The following is a 21,386-nucleotide window of genomic DNA, read 5'->3' on the forward strand; positions in this document are numbered from 1 at the left end:
TGAACTATATAAATTGCTTCGTAATTTATAACTTAAGTTTTAAAAGACAAAAGTCCTTAACTATTACTTTTCACTTTTTCTGTGAACTTTTGATTTTCTCCAATTCATTTATAAATTCCTCAGAATTTAAATTACTTATATAAAAGACACACATTATGTAATCATGTATTTCTTCGATAATTGTAGTTACTCTTGTATGATTAGTTAAATTATCTACTTCAAACCGTTTATTTAAATTTATATATTTCTTTTTCCCATTTATTTTTATATATTTGTAATCACATGCAAACTCTATTTTAACATCTTCTTGAGTTTTGCTTGCTAAAATCATACCACTTTTAGTATATTTAAAACAATATCCATCTTGTTCGAATATTTGCATTTTATCAATACCTTCTAAAATTTCCTCGTAATTATCCCATTCTCTTTCAATATCTTCTTTATCATAATAATAGTATCTTATATAAATATCTATATTAAAAAGTTTATTGTTGCTATTTTTTTCATCTAAATCTACATATTTGTCTATACGATAATTTTCTCTTAGTTTTATATTTACATTATTTAATCCTTCTTTTATATTTTCACAATTTCTTTTAACTTTGTCTACTGTTTTCTTTAAATCTTCTGGATTTATTGACTTATTAAGTTGAAAATCCATTAAAATCACTTTAGAATCATACCTTACTAAATCTATATTAAATTTATTTTCATTATTTTTATTTTCTATTAAGATTAAATCATCTATGATCTCATTTTTATTTTCTATAGAGTTATTATTTTTTAATACACTTATCAATATATCTATAAATTCTATTCTCTTATTAAGTTTTTTCAAAATTATATAAACATCTTCAATTTTTCTCTCTCCAACCATAGTTATTATTTCAGTTAAATCTAACAATAATCCATTATTACATTTATCTAATTTTTCTATTAAGGAATTAATACTATTGTCAACTTTAATGTTATATTCATTTCTTAAATTATTTTCTATTTTTTCTTGTAATTTTACTTCTCTATCAAATATATATTTATTTACCGAATCTTTATCTAATAAAAGAGTTTTTGCCTTATTCAAGTATTTCAGGCAATTATCATAGCCTTCCATTAATTTTTTCTTAGTTAATTTATCACAACATCTATATAACTTCTTATAATTTTCTATTAGTAAACTAGTTGCCGATAGAGCTTCTAAAATTGATATTTCCATCTCATTTTTTACTGTAGATAATTTATATTTATTTTCATAACATAATTCTTCATAATCATCATTTTTGCTTAATTTATTTCTAAGTAATGAATTTTCAAGTTCTAATCTTGCTAAATTTATATTATAAATATCCTTTCTTAAATGATGATAGCTTTCAAGTAAATCTTCATTTTCGCTATATTCTTGTATAGCTTTAAATATATCATTTAATATTCCTATAGCTTCATCTAATTTTTTTTCATATTTTGAAGATTTTTTTAGAATATTTAATAATCTCATACTACTCTCCTTCCGATATCTTCTTACTATTCAAATAAATATATTATATTTATTTATGTTATCCTATTTATATTTATTAATTCACTTAAATGCTTTAATAAATATTTTTCTTGACTTATTATTGTACAGGCTGTATTATGTACTTAATTTAAATACAGGTGTATTTTATGCAAATACACAAATTGAGGGGGCTTTATAATGAAAAATACATCTCTTATATTAAAAATCTTTATTTCCTTGATAGTTGGAATAAGCATCGGAATATTCTTTAAATATCTAAATATTGATACTCCAATAAGGCTACTTGGGACATTTAGTGAACTCTTTGGAAGCTTTTTATCTTTTGTAATTCCACTTATTATGATTGGGTTTATAGTACCTGGAATAGCTTCTCTTGGAAATAAATCTGGAAAGGCTTTATTGTTAACTACTATCCTTGCTTATATCTCTACTCTTGCTGCTGGGTTTTTAGCATTTTCAGTAGGTTCCTTTTTCTTACCTAAATTATTAAAAGTAAATACTTTAAATATAAGTTCAAGTAGTAATATATCTTCTTTTTTTACTATTGATATACCTCCTATAATGTCTGTAATGTCTGCCTTAGTATTTTCTTTTATTATGGGCGTAAGTTTATCAAAACTTAAAAATAGTATTATTTCTAGCATATTTGATGAGTTCAGTATTATAGTTTCTAAAATTATATCTAGTGTACTTATTCCAATAGTACCTATATATATTGGTGCTATTTTTGCAAAACTTAGCTTTAATGGTGAAATATTTACTACTTTAAAAAGCTTTGCATTAGTGTACATAATACTATTTTCTGTTCAAGGAATATATCTTTTAATTCAATATTTAGTTGCTGGTAGTGTAAAAAATGAAAATCCAATTAAATTGCTTAAAAATATGTTACCTGCATATTTAACAGCTGTTGGTACTCAATCATCTTCTGCTACTATTCCTGTTACAGTTCAGTGTGTTAATAATAATTCCGTTAGTGAAGAAGTAACTGATTTTGTAATTCCTCTTGCTGCAACTATACATTTAGCTGGAGACACAATAACCCTTGTACTAACATCTATGGCTGTTATGTATATGACAGGAAGAACTCCAACATTTTCATTAATACTTCCATTTATATTTATGCTTGGAATTACTATGGTTGCTGCTCCTGGCGTTCCTGGGGGAGGGGTTATGGCAGCTCTTGGAATATTGGAATCTATGCTTGGCTTTGGCTCACTAGAAAAACCTTTAATGATTGCTCTTCATGCCGCTCAAGATAGTTTCGGAACTGCTACTAATGTTACAGGAGATGGTGCTATAGCCATATTAATGGATAAGATATTAAATTCTAATAAAAATAAATCTGAAGCTTTAGATAAAGACTTAAATGATGTTAGTGTTGTAAAGTAAAAAGTAGAACTTTATCATATTAGATTTTACAATCATTATGATAAAGTTCTACTTTTTTTGTTACTTTTTATTTTTTATACTAATATTATTGCCATCAGATATAACTATTATTTCGCCGTTTATATCTGTTCTATACGTTTCTATCCCATAAGCATCTATAGTCTGTAAGGTTTCCTTATGTGGATGCCCATACTTATTATCCACACCACAACTAATTACTCCGTATTTTGGAGCAATTGCTTTTATAAATTCTTTACTTGAGGATGTACTTGAGCCATGATGTCCAAATTTTAACACATCAGCTTTTAAGTTATCTTTATATTTAGATATAACTTGTTTTTCTGAATAAGCTTCAGCATCTCCTGTAAACATGAATGTTGAGTTTCCAAAGGTTAATTTCATTATTGGGGAATAATCATTAAGTTCTTCATAACTCTCATTAATTGGAGAATAGACATCTATCCTTGCTCCTTTTCCTAAATCAAAACTTGTCCCCTCTTTTATAACATTAATTTTTAATCCTTCTTTCTTAACTGCATTTATCATATTTTCAAAAGTTTTTGTAGTACTAGTTACTTTTGGCATATAAAAGCTTTTAATATGATACTCTTCAAATATCTTTGTCATTCCTCCAATATGATCCTCATGTGGATGAGTAGCAATAACTATTTCAAAATCATCTATATTTTTTTCTTCAAGTTGCTTCATTAATTTATCTACATCACTTTTAGGTCCTGCATCTATTAATATATCAAAGTCATTTACTCTAATGTAAACAGCATCTCCTTGTCCAACATCCAGATAAGAGATTTCTATATTTCCATTTATTTTTTCTGTATTTAAGTCTAAAATATCCTTACCAAAATATGTTGATATTATTGTAAATATGGCTAAGATAACTATACTTATAAACTTCGATTTTTTATTTACTTTTTGCTTTGTCAAAATCTTACCTCCTGCAAACATACATTCTTATTTTAATACATATTATATGCTGAGATTTGAAAAATGTCAAAAGGCGTTACATTTTGTCCTGCAACGCCCCATAGTCATAGTCAAATTATAAATAAAACTTCTGACTATGATAATATTATTTGATTATTTTATAATTTTATTCCTTCTAGCTATTTAATGATTTAAGTTTATTTTGTTTTTTTAGATCTTTGTTAAGTTTATACTTTATTAAAGTTTTAGTTACTGTTGATACTAATATAATTCCAAGGGCTAAAGCACCTGCTGAAGCTAAAGTTTTTATTCCTGTTTCTAGTGACTTCATAACATCCCCTGTAATTGCTTCAACCATTGTATAATACATTCCTCCACCTGGAACTAATGGTATTAATGCTGCTATTACAAAAGTCGTTACTGGAGTTTTTAATATCCTTGCAAAAACTTCTGAATATATACTAAGACCAACAGCTGCAAGGAATAAAGATGTTGTATCAGAAACTCCCAGCCTTAAAGAAAATTTATATATAAACCACCCTAAAGCACCACATAAGGCTGAAAAAAATAGATTTTTACCTTTAATATTAAATACTATTCCAAAAGCAAATGATGCTATAAAAGCAGATAAGATTTCAATTATCATATTTATATCCCCCCAAATGTTCCAATCCAGAAACTTAAAACTACTCCAGTTCCAATAGCAACCGCTATAGCTGTTAAAAATGCTTCTGCTCCTCTTGCAAGTCCAGATACTAAATCACCAGCAACTGTATCTCTTATTGCATTGGTAATTGCCAGCCCTGGTACTAAAAGCATTATCGAACCTATTATTACCTTATCTATATCAAATGCTAGTCCAACTTTTATAGATATAATTGCTAAGAAGGCTAAAATCCCAGCACAAATACTACTAATGAAAAATGAATTTAGCCCCATATTCTCACCTTTTATAGAGAAATATTTAACTACTATTCCTATAAAAAATGCTGCTATAGCATCTTTTATAGATCCTCCAAATAAAAAAACAAATCCAAATGCACCAATTGCTGAAAAAGTTATTGTCACTTTATTTGAATACCTTTTTTCTTTTTCTATTTCATTTAATTTATTCTTTAACTCTTTCACATTATATTTATCTTTTACTATATTCCTTGCTAAATCGTTAACCTTATGAATTTTTTGCAAATCCACTGATCTGTTAGAAATTCTGACCACTAATGATTTTATTTCGCCTTCATGAGATACCGATGCTACAATTACAGTTGGTGTCGCATAACTATCTGCTACTTCTATTCCAAAAGACTTGCATATTCTATTCATTGTTTCCTCAACTCTATACGCCTCTGCTCCACTTTCAAGCATTATCTTCCCTGCATAAGCTGAAACTTGAAGTATACTATTTATATCCATTATTTTTACCTCTTCTATATTCAACTTTATATATTATACAATTCTCACAATAGCATGTCTATATAGATTTTTTATTAAAAAGAGGAAAAACTAAATAGTTTTTCCTCAAAAATTTATATACTGTTTATTATATTTAATATATTTTCAACTGATGCTTTTCTTATTGTAAAAATCATATCTTCATCTATTCTAAGCTTACATTCATTTTCATTTATTTTTACTTTATTCAAATTAATTCCAGTTGATTTTATCTCTTTATATTTAGTTGCTGATATATCTATATCAAATTTATTCTCTTTTGTTCCTGTAATTTTTATTAAGCTTCCTTGACATCCGCTATCTTGTATTTTTAATGTTATTATATTATTTCCTTTTAAGACTAGTTTATTTGCAGGAACCGATACAATTGATACCTCTCCTGTCATGGTCATCCAGCCACCACTTAATTTTATTTTAGATAGTAATTCAAGATCGTAATTCTTTGCAATAACATCTAATAGTTGTCCTAACTGGTACACATTTAAATTGTATTTCATTTCTCATACCTCGCAATATTTAATACATATGTTTCTATATAATATTATTTATTATACTATATAGAAGTGAAAATTTCTATCTTTTAATAATTATTATCAAGATATATAGTCTATATCTATATATCCTAAGAATCTACTTACTTCATTTTTTCTATTATATTCATCATGTAAATTAGACAATAAATATAAATTTTCTCTTGCTCTAGTTAATGCAACATAAAAGGTTCTTTTTTCTTCTTCTAAGTTGTTAGATTTAATGGACATATAAGATGGAAATGTATTTTCTTGAAGTCCTACTATAAATACACTATCAAATTCAAGCCCTTTTGATTGATGTACTGTTATTATTGGAATTCTTTTTTTATTAGTTCTATTTATAATCAAATTCTCAAGATCTCCATTTGAAAGACCTGTCAATTTAATTATATCTAATAAAAAATCTTTATTGCTTTTTTTATTATCATCTAAATCTCTCACAAGGACATAAAAATCTCTAAGTCTTTCTATCTTTTCTCTTCCTTCCTTAGCACCTTCAATATCCCTTCCTGAATATAATGTTTTTATATTGAATTTATTTATAATATCAACTATTATATCTTGAGGTCTTTTAACTTCAGCTTCCTTAAATAATTCATTAACTTTATTGCTAATATATGAAAATGCTTTTATGTGCTTAGACATATAATTTATTCTCTGTATTGATGTGTGAATTAAATCCTTATTTATAGCTCTTACTAATAATTCACTAGTTGCTAGTATATCATCCATAGCATCATGACTTGGTTTGTTTTTTGTCTTAAATATTTTACTAAGTGTATCTAATTTATAATTAGGTAAATTAGTATAAAATCTTCTATATATATCTAGAGTATCATAAAAAGTTTTAAATTTATGACCTCCTAAGTTATTCCTATATAACTCACTACTTAAAATATTTATGTCATATTGAACATTATGCCCTACTATAACAGCATCCTTTGAGAACTCCATGAACTCTTTTAATACCTTTTTCTTATCTTCACCATTTTCTTTTAAAAATTCATCACTAAATCCATGTACTTTAAATGATGATTCTACAGTTTTTTTATTTTTTATAAACTTTTTAAAGCTGTCAATAACTTTACCATGTTTATTTATCTTTATAGCTGCTATTTGTACTATTTCATCTTCAGTTACATCTGTTCCTGTACTTTCAACATCAAATACTATTATATTATCTTGTGCAAATTCATTTATTAGTAATGAATATTTTTCTCCATAATTTCTTGCATTTAAATCTATAAAATCACATAATGAAATTCCAACTTCTTTATACTCCTTTGATTCAATAATTTGGAATGTCTTATCTCCTATTCCTGTAGGAAGTCTTTTTACTATTCTTTTTAAGCTTACATTATCATATCTGTTTGCAATAAGCTTTAGAAAAGCTATAATATCTTTTATTTCTTGTCTTCTAAAAAACTTAAATTGATCAACCAGAATAAATTCAAAATCAGAACCATCATATCCAATTATATTTCCAAGTTCTCTACTCAACTTAATATTATAATTATTATCTCTACTTAAAATACAAATCTTTGATATATCTTCGCCTTTTTCTTGTAATGATTTTACTTCCTCAAATATAAATCTAGCTTCTTCCCTCAAATTATTGCATATCTTTAATTTTATTTTCTCACCATTTTCTTTTGTTTCGGAGGATATTTCATTTTTGTATAAAGATTTATATTGTAATTCAAAAGCATTCTTTAAAAAGCTTAAAGTTCCATTAGTTATAAACTTAGTTGATCTGTAATTTTTAAAAAATACTATTTCAATAGGATTATATTCTTTCTTATAAAATTCTAGTATCTTATTTGGTTCTGAGCCTCTCCACCCATAAATGGTTTGAAACATATCTCCACATAACAAAATATTATTTCCTTTAAATATCTTTTCAATTATAAAATATTCTAATGTACTTGTATCCTGAACTTCATCTATATTTATAAATTTATATGTATTTCTTAAACTTATAACTAATTTATCATCTTTTAATATCTCTTTTGCTTTACATGTTAAATCTGCAAAATCTAACCCATGATTGTTATAAAGCAATGAGTTATATAAATTAACCAAAAAATGGCCCTTTTCTAATAAAAAGTTCTTCATTTCATTATTTAAAATGCCTTTGTCATTACAAATTGAATTTATCTTAGCTTCATTGTATTTAAATATATTTTCTATAGTTTTACTATAATCATCTAAAACATTATCACTATATAAATCAAGTTTAGCTCTTTCTATTTTAATTATATCTATAAACTGTTGTAGTTTATAAACAGAAGTATTATAGTAATTACATTCTTTTATTATTTCTCTACAATCTTCCTCATCAAAGACAATAAAATCAGTAAATATATCACTTCTTTTCTTAGCATCACTTTTAATTAAATCATAACAAAAGCTATGAAAGGTTCTTATAGTAATGTCCTTAGCATCTTCCCCTACAACTTTTTCAATTCTCTCTCTCATTTCTGCACAAGCTTTATTAGTAAAGGTTATACATAATATTTCACAAGCTTTTGCTTTATTACTTTTTATAATATTTGAAATTCTACTTGATAAAGTATTAGTTTTTCCAGTACCTGCCGAAGCAAGAAGTAGAATGTTTTTTTCTAATTCATTTACAACTAAAGCTTGTTCTTGATTTAAAGTCATACTTAATCCTCCAGGCTTTTTACTTTATTTTATCATATCTTATAATTTTCTCTACTAATCAAATCTATAAGTTGTAAATATCTCTCTTTTTTAATATGTATAATTAATTTTTCTAACTTATATTTACTAAAATAATTATATTACTATTGTACTCATAATGAAAGTAAGTTAAAATTTCATTTTTTACTATTTTCTTAAGCAAAATAAATGTATATTATATAAAGTTTAAGAAATAATACTTATGTAATTTGGTTTAAAAATACTGTTATGTTATAATAATCTAAAAATTATATACTGGAGTTGATTGAATTGAAGGTTAAATATATCCTTATCTTGGTTTTATTTTCACTTCTATATTTTTTAATAAATTATTATATAGGTAGAAAAATACTTAATGGATTTAATTATATTTTCAAAATTTCTCCATTAGTATTTTGGATTATTTTTTGGGTTTTAGCCTTATCATACATAATTTCAATGTTTCTTAATAAATTTATATCTCCCAATTTAACTAACTTTCTTTATTTAATTGGTTCATATTGGATGGGATTATTAATGTACACTTTATTAACTTTTCCTATTATAGGAATAATAAATATAATAATTAGTAAATCACACTTATCAAATAATTTAACTGATAAATACTATATTTATCAAACTATATTAATTGCTTTAGTTTTTATTATAATAACTACAATTGGAAGCTTTAATGCTAAAAACTCTTATGTGACCTCTTTTGATATAGAGATAGATAAACCATCTTTTAAAGAACCAGTAAATGTAATTATGGTATCTGATATACATTTAGGAAATATAATTAAAAATAAAAAACTTTCTAATATGGTAAAAGAAATTAATGACTTAAATCCTGATATAGTAATAATTGCTGGAGATATTATAGATAGTGATATAAAACCATTTCTAAATACTAATATGGGAAGAGAATTTTCAAAAATCAAGTCTACATATGGTACTTATGCCACCCTTGGAAATCATGATTTAATGACTAAGGCTGAAACCCAAATAGTCAAAATACTTAAAGAAAATTCTGTTAAAGTCTTAAGAGATGAATCTATTTTAATAAATGACAGTATCTACATAATAGGCAGAGATGATATTACAATAAATAGATTTTCTGAAAATGATAGAGCTTCATTATTAGATTTAACACATAATCTTGATAAATCTAAAGCTCTTATTGTAATAGATCATAATCCTAAATATATAAATGAAAGCTTAAATGCAAATATTGATTTACAACTTTCTGGTCATACTCATAAAGGTCAAATTGCTCCTGGAAATTTAGTTACAAATAAAATGTTTGAAATTGATTATGGTTATTTAAAGAAAGATAACTTGAATGTTGTAGTTTCTTCTGGGTATGGAACTTGGGGACCTCCTATAAGAATAGGCAGTAGAAGTGAAATAGTTCAAATGAACTTACATTAATATATGCCGAAAAAAACTAATTCCAATAAAATTACTATAGATTTATTAATCTTATACACTTATTAAATAGCTATTTAATATTAAATTAAAATCAAGGGATATTTAAAAACACTTTAAATATCCCTTTAGTTTTAATCTATTTTACTTCGTAACTTAAAGAAATGAATCTTTCTATATCTTCTTCAATAAGCCTTAAAGAATTTCTCCAGAAGTTAACATCATGAACGTCTATATTCATTATTTTTGTTACATCTGCAACCTTTTCTTTGCCTGTAACAGATAATAAATCCTCATATTCCTTACAGAAGCTTTCACCTCTCTTCAAATATTCAGCATATAACCCCTTTGCAAATAAATTTCCAAATGCATATGGGAAGTTATAGAAATTAGCTGTTGCATAATAATAATGAGGTTTCCAAGTCCACATATATTTATGCAAGAAATTATTATCAAGACCATCTCCATAGGATTCTTTTTGAGCTTTTAACATTACATTATTGATTTCTTCCACTGAAAGAGAGCTTTCTTTTCTCTTTTCAAAAATTTCAGTTTCAAATAAGAATCTTGAATATATATCAACTATTACTTGATTACAGTCTGATATTTCTGCTTCTAAAATAGCAAAAGCCTCTTCTTTACTTGCACTTTTAACAGCCCCTCTTTTTACTAATATCTCACAGAAATTAGATGCTGTTTCAGCTAATGTCATTGGATATTCCGAATTTAAAGCAGTTTCATTTTTTAAGCAATGACTATGAAATCCATGTCCAAGCTCGTGGGCCATGGTTACAACATCACTAAAACTATTTCCATAATTCAGTAATATTCTGCTTTCATTTATAGTCTTTATGCTTTCACAAAAAGCACCACCAACTTTGCCTTCTTTAGGCATAACATCTATCCAACTATTATTAAATGCATTAATAGCAAAATCAGCTAAATTATCACTAAAGTTTCTAAAGTTCTTTTCAACAAAAGCCTTTCCTTCTTCATAAGAAAACTTCATTTCTTTGTTTATTACTGGTGCATATAAATCATAAAATGGCAATCCATTTTTATGACCTAACATTTCCGCTTTTCTTCTTAAATATTTTCTAAATGAAGGCAAGCTCTCTTTTATAGCTGTAAGCATTGAATTTAAAATATCTTCATCCATTCTAGATTCCTCTAAAGTCATATGAAGAGGTGATTTATATCCTTTAAGCTGAGCAGTAGTTAAAACTTCTCCCTTAATTCCATTTAATGCTGCTGCAACTCCTTCTTCAATTTTTTCATATGACTTAATTTCTGCTTCATATGCTTTTTTTCTTAAATTTGTATCTGGACTATAGGCCATATTTAAAATAACAGTTAATGGTAATGTTTTATCTTCATTATCAATATTAATATCAACCTTATGTGTTGATATTAAATAATCCTTATAATTTAACCATGCATCTGAACCAGTATTTCTCATTTTAGCAATTATAGCTTCTTCTTTTTCACTTAGCATATAATTATTTTTTTCTATTATTTCACTTATGAAAAACTTATGTTTTCTTAATAAATCTGATGATTTTATTAAACTATCTATATCTTTTATATTTGCTACCCATTTATATATCTTTGTTAATGGCTCTGCTAGAAGTCCATATTTAGAATTTATTACATCTAAATATCTTCTTCCTTCTGGATTCTTTGAATCAGTACTTAAAGTTAAATTAGCATAAGACCCTACTCTATTTAAAAGTAAATTTATATTTTCTAACTTATTTATTAATTCTTCTAATTTTATTAAATCATTTGATTTTTCATCAGTAGATTTAGCGAACCTTTTAAGTTCTTCTATCCCATCATCTACTTTCTTTAAATCTGTAATAAATTCTTTTGAAGTAAATGATGGATATATATTTTTTAAACTCCATTCTAATGACATTTTTATGCCCCCTTTAATATTATTTTTAATACTTATTTTAAATTATATTATTAAATTAAATCGAATTCAATTAATTATACCTATATTGAATAATTTTTATTTCTAAATTCTGATGGCGATATACCTACAACTTTTTTAAATGTATTAGTAAAATGGCTTTGATCATGAAATCCTAATAATATGCTTATTTCTAGTATGCTCTTTTCACTACTTAAAAGTAAAGTTTTAGCTCTTTCAATTTTAATTTCTCTTAAATACTTCATTATAGATATTCCCTTATATCTCTTAAAACATGTTGACGCATATCCTACCGATATATTTAAATTATTACATATCATTTCTAATGAAGTATGATTTTCTATATTTAAATGTACCGCTTGCAAAAGTTTATTAGCTGTGAAGCTATCAGTGATTTCGATATCATTTATAAGTAAATCCATATACTCATTTATCATTTCCATTTCTATAGTTTGCAAATTACTGATGTTATTAGTTTCTTTAATTTTTCTATAAAATTTATTATAGATTGTATGAAGATATTTTTTTGAAATTCCACTTCTAATAATTTCCCTACTATAAATAGCATTCCAAATTATTAAATCATCTTTTTTATGTTCTTTATCTACATCATCTCTAATCTCTGACTTATGCTTTTCTTTAACTATCTTTATTATTTCTTCTTTATTTCTAGATTCCATTAGAAATGATATCTTATTACTAAAAATATTGAAATCTGATTCAAAACTTTCATATCCATCATTCATTAGTATCTCTCCATTCTATAACTTTATAATAATTATATACATATTATATTTTAAATTTACAAATTTAATCAATACACTTTGATATAATTTTATTAAAATATACAATAAAAGGAGTAATTTATGAATAAGTTAGCTGTTTATCATATATCAGATATTCCCTATGCTTATGCCAAAAATGTAAATACCTTAACTGTAAGAATACGTACTGCTAAAAATGATTTGAATAATTGCTACATTTATTATAAAGATAGATTTGGAGATGAATCTTTTATAAAGAAAGAAATGTATCTAATATCTGAAGGAGAATTATATTCATACTATGAAGCTGACTTGTCAGTCGCTAAAAATAGGTACAAATATATATTTGAACTTATAGACAAAAATAATGTTAGCTATATTTTAGATGAACGAGGTTTTAGAAAATCTACTTATGAATATATTGATGCAAACTCATTTCACTTTCCTTATATATCTGCCGATGATGTCTATAATGAGAATAAAATTTTACAAGAAGCTATAGTATATCAAATTTTTCCTGATAGGTTTTTTAAAGGATTTAATAAAAGTAACCCTAAGACTATATCAGAATGGGGAGATGAAAATATAACTTTCAAATCTATTTTTGGAGGAAATCTACAAGGAATAATAGATAAATTAGATTATATCGAATCTCTAGGAGTAAACTTAATATATCTTACTCCAGTGTTTAAATCTACTTCTAATCATAAATATAATACATGTGATTATTATAAAATTGATGAAATATTTGGAGATAAAGAAACAGCCAAGTCTCTAATAGATAAATGTCATAAAAAAGGGATTAGAGTTATATTTGATGCTGTATTTAATCATTCAGGAGACGATTTTTTTGCATTTCAGGATATTATAAAAAATGGAGAAAAATCAAAATATAAAGATTGGTATCTTATAGATAGCTTTCCTATTAACCAAGAAGCCCTTAATTATTATACTTTTGCAAATAATATATCTAAAATGCCAAAATTGAATATTTTAAATGAAGAAGTAAGAAACTATCTTATCAATGTAGGTAAATACTGGATTAATGAGATTGGAATAGACGGTTGGAGATTAGATGTAAGTGATGAAGTTAGTCATAGCTTTTGGAAAGATTTTAGAAAAGAAATTAAATCAATAAATAAAGATGCAATTATAATAGGTGAAATATTTCATAATGGTTTTGCCTTTCTAAAAGGTGATGAATTTGATGGTATTATGAATTACACTTTCAAAAATGCATGTGTAGATTTCTTTGCTAAAAGAATAATAAATGTAAAAGAATTTTTAAGCATTTTATCTGAAAGTAGAATGTTATATATGAATAGCATATCAAATCAAATGTGGAATTTATTAGGTAGTCATGATACAAGAAGGTTTATTAATGAATGTAACTTAAATTTTTCATCTATGAAGCTTGCTATAGTTTTTCAGTTTTCTTATATAGGGGTACCCTATATTTATTATGGTGATGAAATTGGCTTAACTGGCGAAGATGATCCTCTTAACAGAAAATGTATGGTTTGGGATGATTCTAAACAAAATAAGGACTTACTAGACTTTTATAAAGTCTTAATAAAACTTAGAAAAGAATATAAATCTTTAGTTTATGGTGCATTTACCCCCATCTATTATGAAGATAATCTTCTAATTTTTAAAAGAGATTTATGTGATGAATCAATTTTAATATGCTTAAATAGAAATGAACAAAAAATTCACACTAAACTTAATTTTAATATAAATGGTTTTGATTTAATAAATAAGTCTTCTTTTAATGTAAGTAAGCTTGAAAATATAAACTTTAATCCTATGGAATATAAGATAATCAAACTTAAATAAAAAATAGTTAGATTTTATTTAATAAAATCTAACTATTTTCTATATTTTAAAAGTATAATGTATAACTTTTATTTTGACGCTGATTCCAAGGCTTTATTAACAGCTTCTATTACGCCTTTCGATGAATTTGTTGCTCCTGAGATAGCCTCAACACCTTCTGTGCTTTGCTTTTCGATTATTTCTGGAACTAAATTTTCCTTAACACCATCAACTAAAGTTTTAGTTTCATTATGTTCAACTAAATTCACTTCTAATATCTTTCCCTTTTCAACCTTAACCTCTACTTTTATTGCACCTGAAGCCCCTTGCCCTTCACCTGTGTAAGTTCCATCAGTATATTTCCCACTACCACAGCCAACTAAAATAGTTGCTGATAATACTATTGTACTTAATATTGCAGTTATTTTTTTCATTTTTACTCCTCCTACAATTAAATCCTATTTAATAAATGCTGCTGCATTTTTTCCAGCAGTTCTACCAAAAGTAACTATATCAGCTAATGCATTTCCACCTAATCTGTTTCCACCATGAACTCCTCCAGTTACTTCTCCTGCTGCAAATAGTCCTGGAATTACTTTTGCATCTTTATTTAAAACTTCAGCATTTATATTTATCTTTAATCCACCCATTGTATGGTGTACAGCTGGAGTTACAGGTATTGCATATACTTTTCCTTCATTTAATTGTCTTGGAAGATCTTCTCTATTAAATTCTGAATCTTTTTTATCTAATGCTGCTTTATTATATTTATTAATTGTTTCTACCATTGTATTCTTATCTATTGATAACTTTTCTGCTAATTCTTCTACAGAATCAGCTTCTGTAACTAGTCCCATATTAAAATATTCTTCAGTTGCTTTTAAGCTCTTTCTTAATCCTTCATCAAAGAAAAGATAAGCTATTCCATCCTTTTGTTCTAATATAGCCTTTGAAACCACGTCTCTTGTAAATAATTCATTTGTAAATCTTTTAGCATCCTTATTGATAAGAATTGCTCCATTACCTCTTACAGCTTCAGTTACCATTACAGCCTTTTCTGGAACAACTGTTGGATGAGTTTGGATTTCTTCCATATCTACTAAATCAGCTCCAATACCTTTTCCAATTACTATTCCATCTCCAGTAGCTCCAGTGTGGTTAGTTGTTGCAAATCCTTTTAAATCCTCTTTATAGCTAACTACCATTTCTTGATTAGCTGAGAATCCACCTGCTGCAATAACTACAGCTTTTGTATTTATAGTGTACTCTTTTCCTTCTTTATTAGTGACCTTTACTCCTGAAACACTGCCATCTTTATCTAAAACTATTTCCTTTACTTCGTTCCATAATCTTAAATCAACTTTTTCTTTTTCAGCTGCTATCTTTAATGTATCAACTAAATGAGCTCCTACAGCTGCTCCCCCTGTTGGTCTATGAGTTCTGTAATTTGTAGCTCCTGCCATTCTACCAACATCTGATAAATCAGCACCTAAATCAGTTAACCATGCAACTGAATCCTTTGCCTCATTAGATAGCTTTTCTACTAATTCTGGATTATTTTTTTCATATCCACCCTTCATAGTATCTTTATACATAATTTCTATAGAATCTTCTATACCTTTTGCCTTTTGTTGTTCAGTTTCAGCTGCATTTAAACCACCTGTTGCTCTATTTGTGTTTCCTCCAACCATCGGCATTTTCTCTAAAAGAACAACATTTTCTACTCCATCTTGTTTAGCTTGTACAGCTGCAGATAATCCTGCACCACCAGCTCCTATTATAACTATATCAGCAGTTTCCTTTTTCCCACCACAACCAACTAGGATTGATGGAACTAAAATTAAAGCTGACATTACTAATGCTAAAGCTTTCTTTTTCATCTAATATTTCTCCCCTTAATCTTTAAGTTATTTACAGTATTAGTATATTAGTTAATTAATAGACAATCAATATTATGGTCTTATTGTTTATTTTGGTCTTTTTGTTCTTATTTTTTAAGCATATAATAATTAGTTGGTCTTCCTATTTTTCCATATTCCTGATTTATTTCAACTTTACCTTCTTCCGCCATCTTTTCTAAATACCTTCTAGCAGTTACCCTAGCAAGGCCACTTCCTTTGGCAATTTCCTCTGCAGTTAAATCTTGTCCCTTTTTCTGGTTCATATAACTTATTATTTTATCATATGTTTTTAGATTTAAACCCTTACTTAGTTCTTTCTCTTGCATTTCATCACCTGTACAATTTGTACTAATATTTAATATATATTGATCTATATAATCTTGGTTTATATTATCTAAATTTGTTAATTCAATAAATCTATTTCTATAATTAGATAAGGCTTCTTTAAATCTTTCAAATTTAAATGGCTTTATTAAATAGTCAACAGCTCCATATTTAAAAGCTTCATCAACTGACGATTTACATTTATCCGCAGTAATTAAAATAGTATCTACCTGTATCTCTCTAGATCTTATCCATTTTAGTAAATCTATACCTTTTCCATCCGGCAAAAATATATCTAACAAAATTAAATCTATTTTTTCTTTATCAATTTTAATTTTTGCTTCTTCTATGCTACTTGCATCTCCTACAACTACAAAGCCTTCAAGTTTATTTAAAAATCTTCTATTTATATCTTTTACCATTGGATCATCTTCAACTATAAAAACTTTAATACTATTCATTTTTATATTTCTACCTCCCAAGTCGTAATTTTATCAGAAGTTAATTTTAAAGTCCCATTTAATGATTCTATTATATTTTTTATATTGTATAAACCAAAGCCTCTTAAATCTCCCTTTGTACTAAACCCTCTTTCAAATATTTCATCTTTAATATTATCATCAATTTTACTTCCATTATTTTTTACTATAATCTTTATCTTTTCATCTTGGAAAATTCCAATATATATGTATCCATTTTCTATAATTTTTGCTTCTTCAATAGAATTTTCTAAAAGATTTCCTATAATAGTTAATATATCTTGAACTCTTATATTATTAGGAATAAACTTTAAATGAGAATTTTCATCAACTTCAAACTTTATTTTCATTTCATCTGATTTATTATATTTGGAAAATATCAACCCTTGTATTGATGGTTCCTTTATTTTACTTAAATTATCTGTAACTATTCCTCTAATTCCTGTAGTGTGAAAAATATATTCTAAAGCCTTATCAGTCTCATCTAATTGTATTAAACCAGCTATTGTATGTAACTTATTCATAAATTCATGATTTTGTGCTCTTAAATTCCACGTTAATTCCTTTACTCCAGTTAACTCCTCTGCCATATTATGAACCTTTGTAAAATCTTGAAAACTAGCAATTGCTCCTACAACCTTACCATATTCACCAATGATGCTATAGAAATTTCCCATTATTATTATATTATTTTCTAACCTTATTTCTTTATTAAATATTCTACTTCTTCTATACATAACTTCAAATAATAGATTTATTATTTTAGAATTTATTTTATTACTTGAATTTATATTCAGTATCTCTAAAGCTTTGTTATTTATTACCGTCACATAACCTTCGTCATTTATTGCTATTAATCCTTCTTCTATATTATTAATTATAGATTCTTTTTCTCTTAATTGATTAGCTATTTCTTCTGGCTCTAATCCATAAATATCTTCTTTTATATTATTAGCTAACTTTTTTGCTAAAAATATTATTATAATAAAAACACCTATAAATACTGGTATTAATCCTTTTATATACTCTTTAACCTCGCTTCTCAAGTCCCTTTTTAACATCCCTACAGCAACAGCCCCAACTTGCACACCATCTTTATGCACTGGTACAAATGCTCTTATAGATTTCCCTAAATGCCCCTCGCCTTCTGATACATATGTTTCTCCATCTTTTAAAACTAACTTTTCATCGCCACCTAAAAACCGTCTTCCGATATTATCTGGAATAGGATGTGAATATCTTACACCTTCTGTATTCATTACTGTTATAAATAATAGTCCTGTTTTTAGTCTTACTCTTTCAGCAAAGTTTTGAACTTTCAAATGTCTTGGATCTTCGCCATCTGCTAATTCCTTCTGAATCATAGGATTCGCTGCAACTACAAAAGCGGTATCAGTCAAACTCTTGCCTATTGCTTCAGATACTTTATTATTTATAATTGCTATTGAAAAAATACTTATAATTAGTATTACTGCTATAAAAATACCAATTGTAAGCCTTGAAATTTTCTTTTCTAAAGTCATTCTTATACCTCTATACTATAATTATTATTTTTGCCACAATAATTATACATTAATATATAAAACGTAACAAATAAAAAAGTGGATATATGTAAAGTTGCTTATTGCACCGCTCCACGTCACCGCAAACTTTCATATGTCCACCGGAAAACTGAAGGAATTAAATTATAAAAAGGATGAGAATTTTCTCATCCTTTTACATTGGCTTTATTATACTTAAAACATAATTCTTAAATTCTTCAAAACTTCCAGTTAGTATAGAAGCTCCCTTATTTATTTTTTTACTATTAAAGTTATATTCTGCTGAGCCATAATTAAAACTTGCACTTGAAACTATAATACTTGTATCTATAACTCTATAATTAATTTTTGATATTACTATATTTTTACAAAATTCTATAAAATCATTTGCTTTATCTATATCTTCATTTCCTAATACGTTTAATGTAAATTTAAATAATTCATATCCTCCAATAAGAGGAACCATTTCCCCATTTGAAATATAAAATACTTTACTCATATTATAAAAATATTTCATATTTCCATAACTCATAGTTCTAAATTCATAATTAATATCTAAATTCCTATTATTTAATGCTTGGAATTTTTCTGCTATTTCATCCCACGCCTTTGCTTCTGCACTTTTATTATTATTTATAATACTTTTAAATTGAGCAAAAGCATTTTCTAAATCTTTATCTTTATTTACAATTGATCCATTTACGGCTACACTATATTCATTATTTTCATATATTAATTCCACTTTACTATTCATAATTAAACTCCCCTACTTTCAAAAATCTTATTATTATTTAATAATTATTATTATATCATATTTTATTTTAAAACTTCAAGAGTATACTTCCTTATATTATGATAGTTATGCTTTTTTGTAAGTATTTACTCCAGGTAAAATTACTTTAAAATTATCATCTTTTATTGAATTTACTAATTTAACTTTTCCAACTCCATAAAAAGCCTCTTTCATCCTTAAAAAGCCTCTTCCATTATTTAAAAATCTTTTGTTGTTATCTAATGTTATCAACTTTTCATAAATCCACATATTTCTTTTGCTACTTCCAACTCCATTATCTAACCTTTCAATTAATGCTCCCGGACTAGTTATTGATATAGATTTATACCCTATATTTACTTCTATAATCTTATTTATACTAGAATACTCCCTATATAAAACCGCATTTTTTATACCTTCTATTATTGCAGAAGTTGGATACTCCTTAGGTAAAATATTAAAAAGAACTTTTTCTGATTTATCTATCATATTTAATATACTACCTTGAATTACTGTAACCTCATCTTCACTTTTATTAATTCTATTTATTATCTTTATCATATTTTGAGGAATCCATAAGCTATTATAATTTGAAAAAACCAACAATCCACCTAAAGTACAATTCATATTTTCACTTTCTTTTTCTCTATAAGCTATTCTTGAACTTTCTAAAAGAAACTTTTTATTTTCATTGTTTAATTCTATACCTTTATTATAAAAATATTGTTTAAGCAAAATTTCATCTAAAAATGAAATATCACTTTTAACTATTGTAGAAGTTTCCATAAAGAAATCTAAATTTTCTTCAAAAGCTTCAATTAGTTCCTGCTTTCTCATAGTATCTGTGGTAGATCCTCTTCTTATATAAAAAGCTCCACTTTCTCTTATTTGATATGGTTTTTGTTCTCCTGAATAAATAGTTATTACACATATACTTTTATTTTCTATATTTATTGTATCAACAGATATTGGAATAGGTGGTTCACACCTTGATGAAACTATTTGTTGTACTTGTTCTTCTTTTATTATTTCATCATCTTTTAACCCAATAATTTTTTTACTTTTATCTTCTACTCCAATTATTATATAACCTCTTCCACCTCTAGAATTTGCAATAGCAGAAATATCTTTTGCTAATTCCTTTTTATTACTTTCATATTGTAAGGATAGCCTTAATTTAAAATCTAGCTTTACTCCTTCATCCTTTTTTATTAAGGAAAGTAACCTTTTGCTATCCACTAAAATATCCTCCCATCTATAAAACTATTATATACTGATATAGTACTATAAAAATAAAAGATCAGACACATAAATTTTGCCCAATCTTCTTTCTTTATTATATTTAATTAATAAGCTTTTTAATATTATTAATTAAAATAGATTCTTCTATCAAACCTATATTATCCTTTACTATATTTCCATCTATATCTATAAATATAGTTCTTGGTATCGATTGAACTACATATGCATTAGTAGCACTTAATTTTTCATCGAATAAAATTTTCATATCTAAATTATTTTCTTTCAAGTAATTTATTGCTTTTTCCTTAGTTTCTCTTTCACCATCTGTAAGGTTTACCATAAGTATTTCTACATCTTCAGCATATTTCTTCATAGCTTCTTGAAAATATGGCATTTCAGCTTTGCAAGGACCACACCAACTTGCCCATATATTTACTACAACTGGCTTTTTCCCTTTAAAATCTGATAGCTTTATAGCCTCCCCATTTTCATTATATACTTCAAAGTCTGGTGCTTTTCTTTTTTCTGCACTACTGTTTTCTTTGTTATTTTCAATAGGCATATATCTTCCCGAAAGATATCCATACCCAAACTTTACAATAACAAATAATAAAATTAATGATACTACTATTAGTATTAATTTCTTTGTATTATTCAATTTCCTTTC

At 26.1% G+C, this 21,386-nt stretch carries 18 protein-coding genes; 3 read left to right on the plus strand and 15 right to left on the minus strand.

Features of this window, described 5'->3' with window-relative positions; translation table 11 throughout:
• Positions 1–70: 70 nt before the first annotated feature.
• Entirely contained in the window at positions 71–1,492 is a 1,422-nt protein-coding gene (locus AAT22_RS13150) for a hypothetical protein (RefSeq protein WP_242849826.1), read from the minus strand.
• Positions 1,493–1,690: 198 nt separating this feature from the next.
• Between AAT22_RS13150 and AAT22_RS13155 the strand changes: the two genes are divergently transcribed.
• Complete coding sequence (locus AAT22_RS13155; protein WP_016206527.1) at positions 1,691–2,905, plus strand: dicarboxylate/amino acid:cation symporter; 1,215 nt, start codon at positions 1,691–1,693, stop codon at positions 2,903–2,905.
• A gap of 60 nt (positions 2,906–2,965) precedes the next feature.
• Here the strand turns inward: AAT22_RS13155 and AAT22_RS13160 are convergent, their stop codons facing one another.
• The 5 genes from AAT22_RS13160 to AAT22_RS13180 form a co-directional block, all read right to left on the minus strand.
• Positions 2,966–3,871, minus strand: coding sequence for a ComEC/Rec2 family competence protein (locus AAT22_RS13160; protein ID WP_047001558.1), 906 nt, complete (start codon positions 3,869–3,871; stop codon positions 2,966–2,968).
• A gap of 154 nt (positions 3,872–4,025) precedes the next feature.
• Complete coding sequence (locus AAT22_RS13165; RefSeq protein ID WP_047001559.1) at positions 4,026–4,496, minus strand: threonine/serine exporter family protein; 471 nt, start codon at positions 4,494–4,496, stop codon at positions 4,026–4,028.
• A 2-nt stretch (positions 4,497–4,498) separates the two neighbouring features.
• Positions 4,499–5,263 (minus strand): threonine/serine exporter family protein, encoded by a 765-nt coding sequence (locus tag AAT22_RS13170; protein WP_016206530.1) that lies wholly within the window; start codon positions 5,261–5,263, stop codon positions 4,499–4,501.
• 113 nt (positions 5,264–5,376) lie between these two features.
• Positions 5,377–5,799, minus strand: a complete 423-nt coding sequence (locus AAT22_RS13175) for a hypothetical protein (protein WP_047001560.1) — start codon at positions 5,797–5,799, stop codon at positions 5,377–5,379.
• Between the two features lie 96 nt (positions 5,800–5,895).
• A complete protein-coding gene (locus tag AAT22_RS13180; protein WP_047001561.1) occupies positions 5,896–8,499 on the minus strand; it encodes a 3'-5' exonuclease in 2,604 nt (867 codons plus the stop codon).
• A gap of 477 nt (positions 8,500–8,976) precedes the next feature.
• Here AAT22_RS13180 and AAT22_RS13185 point away from each other — a divergent pair, with 477 nt between their 5' ends.
• Complete coding sequence (locus tag AAT22_RS13185; RefSeq protein ID WP_242849827.1) at positions 8,977–9,948, plus strand: metallophosphoesterase; 972 nt, start codon at positions 8,977–8,979, stop codon at positions 9,946–9,948.
• A gap of 136 nt (positions 9,949–10,084) precedes the next feature.
• Here AAT22_RS13185 and AAT22_RS13190 read toward each other — a convergent pair whose 3' ends face one another.
• A complete protein-coding gene (locus AAT22_RS13190; RefSeq protein WP_047001563.1) occupies positions 10,085–11,863 on the minus strand; it encodes a M3 family oligoendopeptidase in 1,779 nt (592 codons plus the stop codon).
• A gap of 80 nt (positions 11,864–11,943) precedes the next feature.
• A complete protein-coding gene (locus AAT22_RS13195) occupies positions 11,944–12,627 on the minus strand; it encodes a helix-turn-helix domain-containing protein (RefSeq protein ID WP_016206534.1) in 684 nt (227 codons plus the stop codon).
• 120 nt (positions 12,628–12,747) lie between these two features.
• On the opposite strand from AAT22_RS13195, the gene AAT22_RS13200 reads away from it, so the two are divergent.
• Positions 12,748–14,481 carry a glycoside hydrolase family 13 protein gene (locus AAT22_RS13200; protein ID WP_047001564.1) on the plus strand — a complete coding sequence of 578 codons (1,734 nt, stop codon included), beginning with the start codon at positions 12,748–12,750 and terminating at the stop codon, positions 14,479–14,481.
• A 68-nt stretch (positions 14,482–14,549) separates the two neighbouring features.
• Here the strand turns inward: AAT22_RS13200 and AAT22_RS19460 are convergent, their stop codons facing one another.
• The 7 genes from AAT22_RS19460 to AAT22_RS13235 all read right to left on the minus strand — a co-directional run bounded on the left by AAT22_RS19460 (position 14,550) and on the right by AAT22_RS13235 (position 21,377).
• The gene (locus AAT22_RS19460; RefSeq protein ID WP_016206535.1) at positions 14,550–14,894 is read right to left on the minus strand and encodes an FMN-binding protein; all 345 of its coding nucleotides are present in this window, start codon (positions 14,892–14,894) and stop codon (positions 14,550–14,552) included.
• A gap of 24 nt (positions 14,895–14,918) precedes the next feature.
• The gene (locus AAT22_RS13210; protein ID WP_047001565.1) at positions 14,919–16,340 is read right to left on the minus strand and encodes a flavocytochrome c; all 1,422 of its coding nucleotides are present in this window, start codon (positions 16,338–16,340) and stop codon (positions 14,919–14,921) included.
• Positions 16,341–16,447: 107 nt separating this feature from the next.
• Positions 16,448–17,146, minus strand: coding sequence for a response regulator (locus AAT22_RS13215; RefSeq protein ID WP_047001566.1), 699 nt, complete (start codon positions 17,144–17,146; stop codon positions 16,448–16,450).
• A 2-nt stretch (positions 17,147–17,148) separates the two neighbouring features.
• Positions 17,149–18,687: a sensor histidine kinase gene (locus tag AAT22_RS13220; RefSeq protein ID WP_047001567.1), complete on the minus strand. Its 1,539-nt coding sequence runs from the start codon at positions 18,685–18,687 to the stop codon at positions 17,149–17,151.
• A 193-nt stretch (positions 18,688–18,880) separates the two neighbouring features.
• Positions 18,881–19,459, minus strand: a complete 579-nt coding sequence (locus AAT22_RS13225; RefSeq protein WP_047001568.1) for a hypothetical protein — start codon at positions 19,457–19,459, stop codon at positions 18,881–18,883.
• A gap of 105 nt (positions 19,460–19,564) precedes the next feature.
• Positions 19,565–20,716, minus strand: coding sequence for an ATP-binding protein (locus tag AAT22_RS13230; protein WP_047001569.1), 1,152 nt, complete (start codon positions 20,714–20,716; stop codon positions 19,565–19,567).
• 103 nt (positions 20,717–20,819) lie between these two features.
• Positions 20,820–21,377 carry a TlpA disulfide reductase family protein gene (locus AAT22_RS13235; RefSeq protein WP_047001570.1) on the minus strand — a complete coding sequence of 186 codons (558 nt, stop codon included), beginning with the start codon at positions 21,375–21,377 and terminating at the stop codon, positions 20,820–20,822.
• Positions 21,378–21,386 lie beyond the last annotated feature (9 nt).

It is taken from the genome of Clostridium sp. C8 (genome assembly GCF_001010885.1).
In the GTDB taxonomy this organism is placed as follows: Bacteria; Bacillota; Clostridia; order Clostridiales; family Clostridiaceae; genus Clostridium; species Clostridium sartagoforme.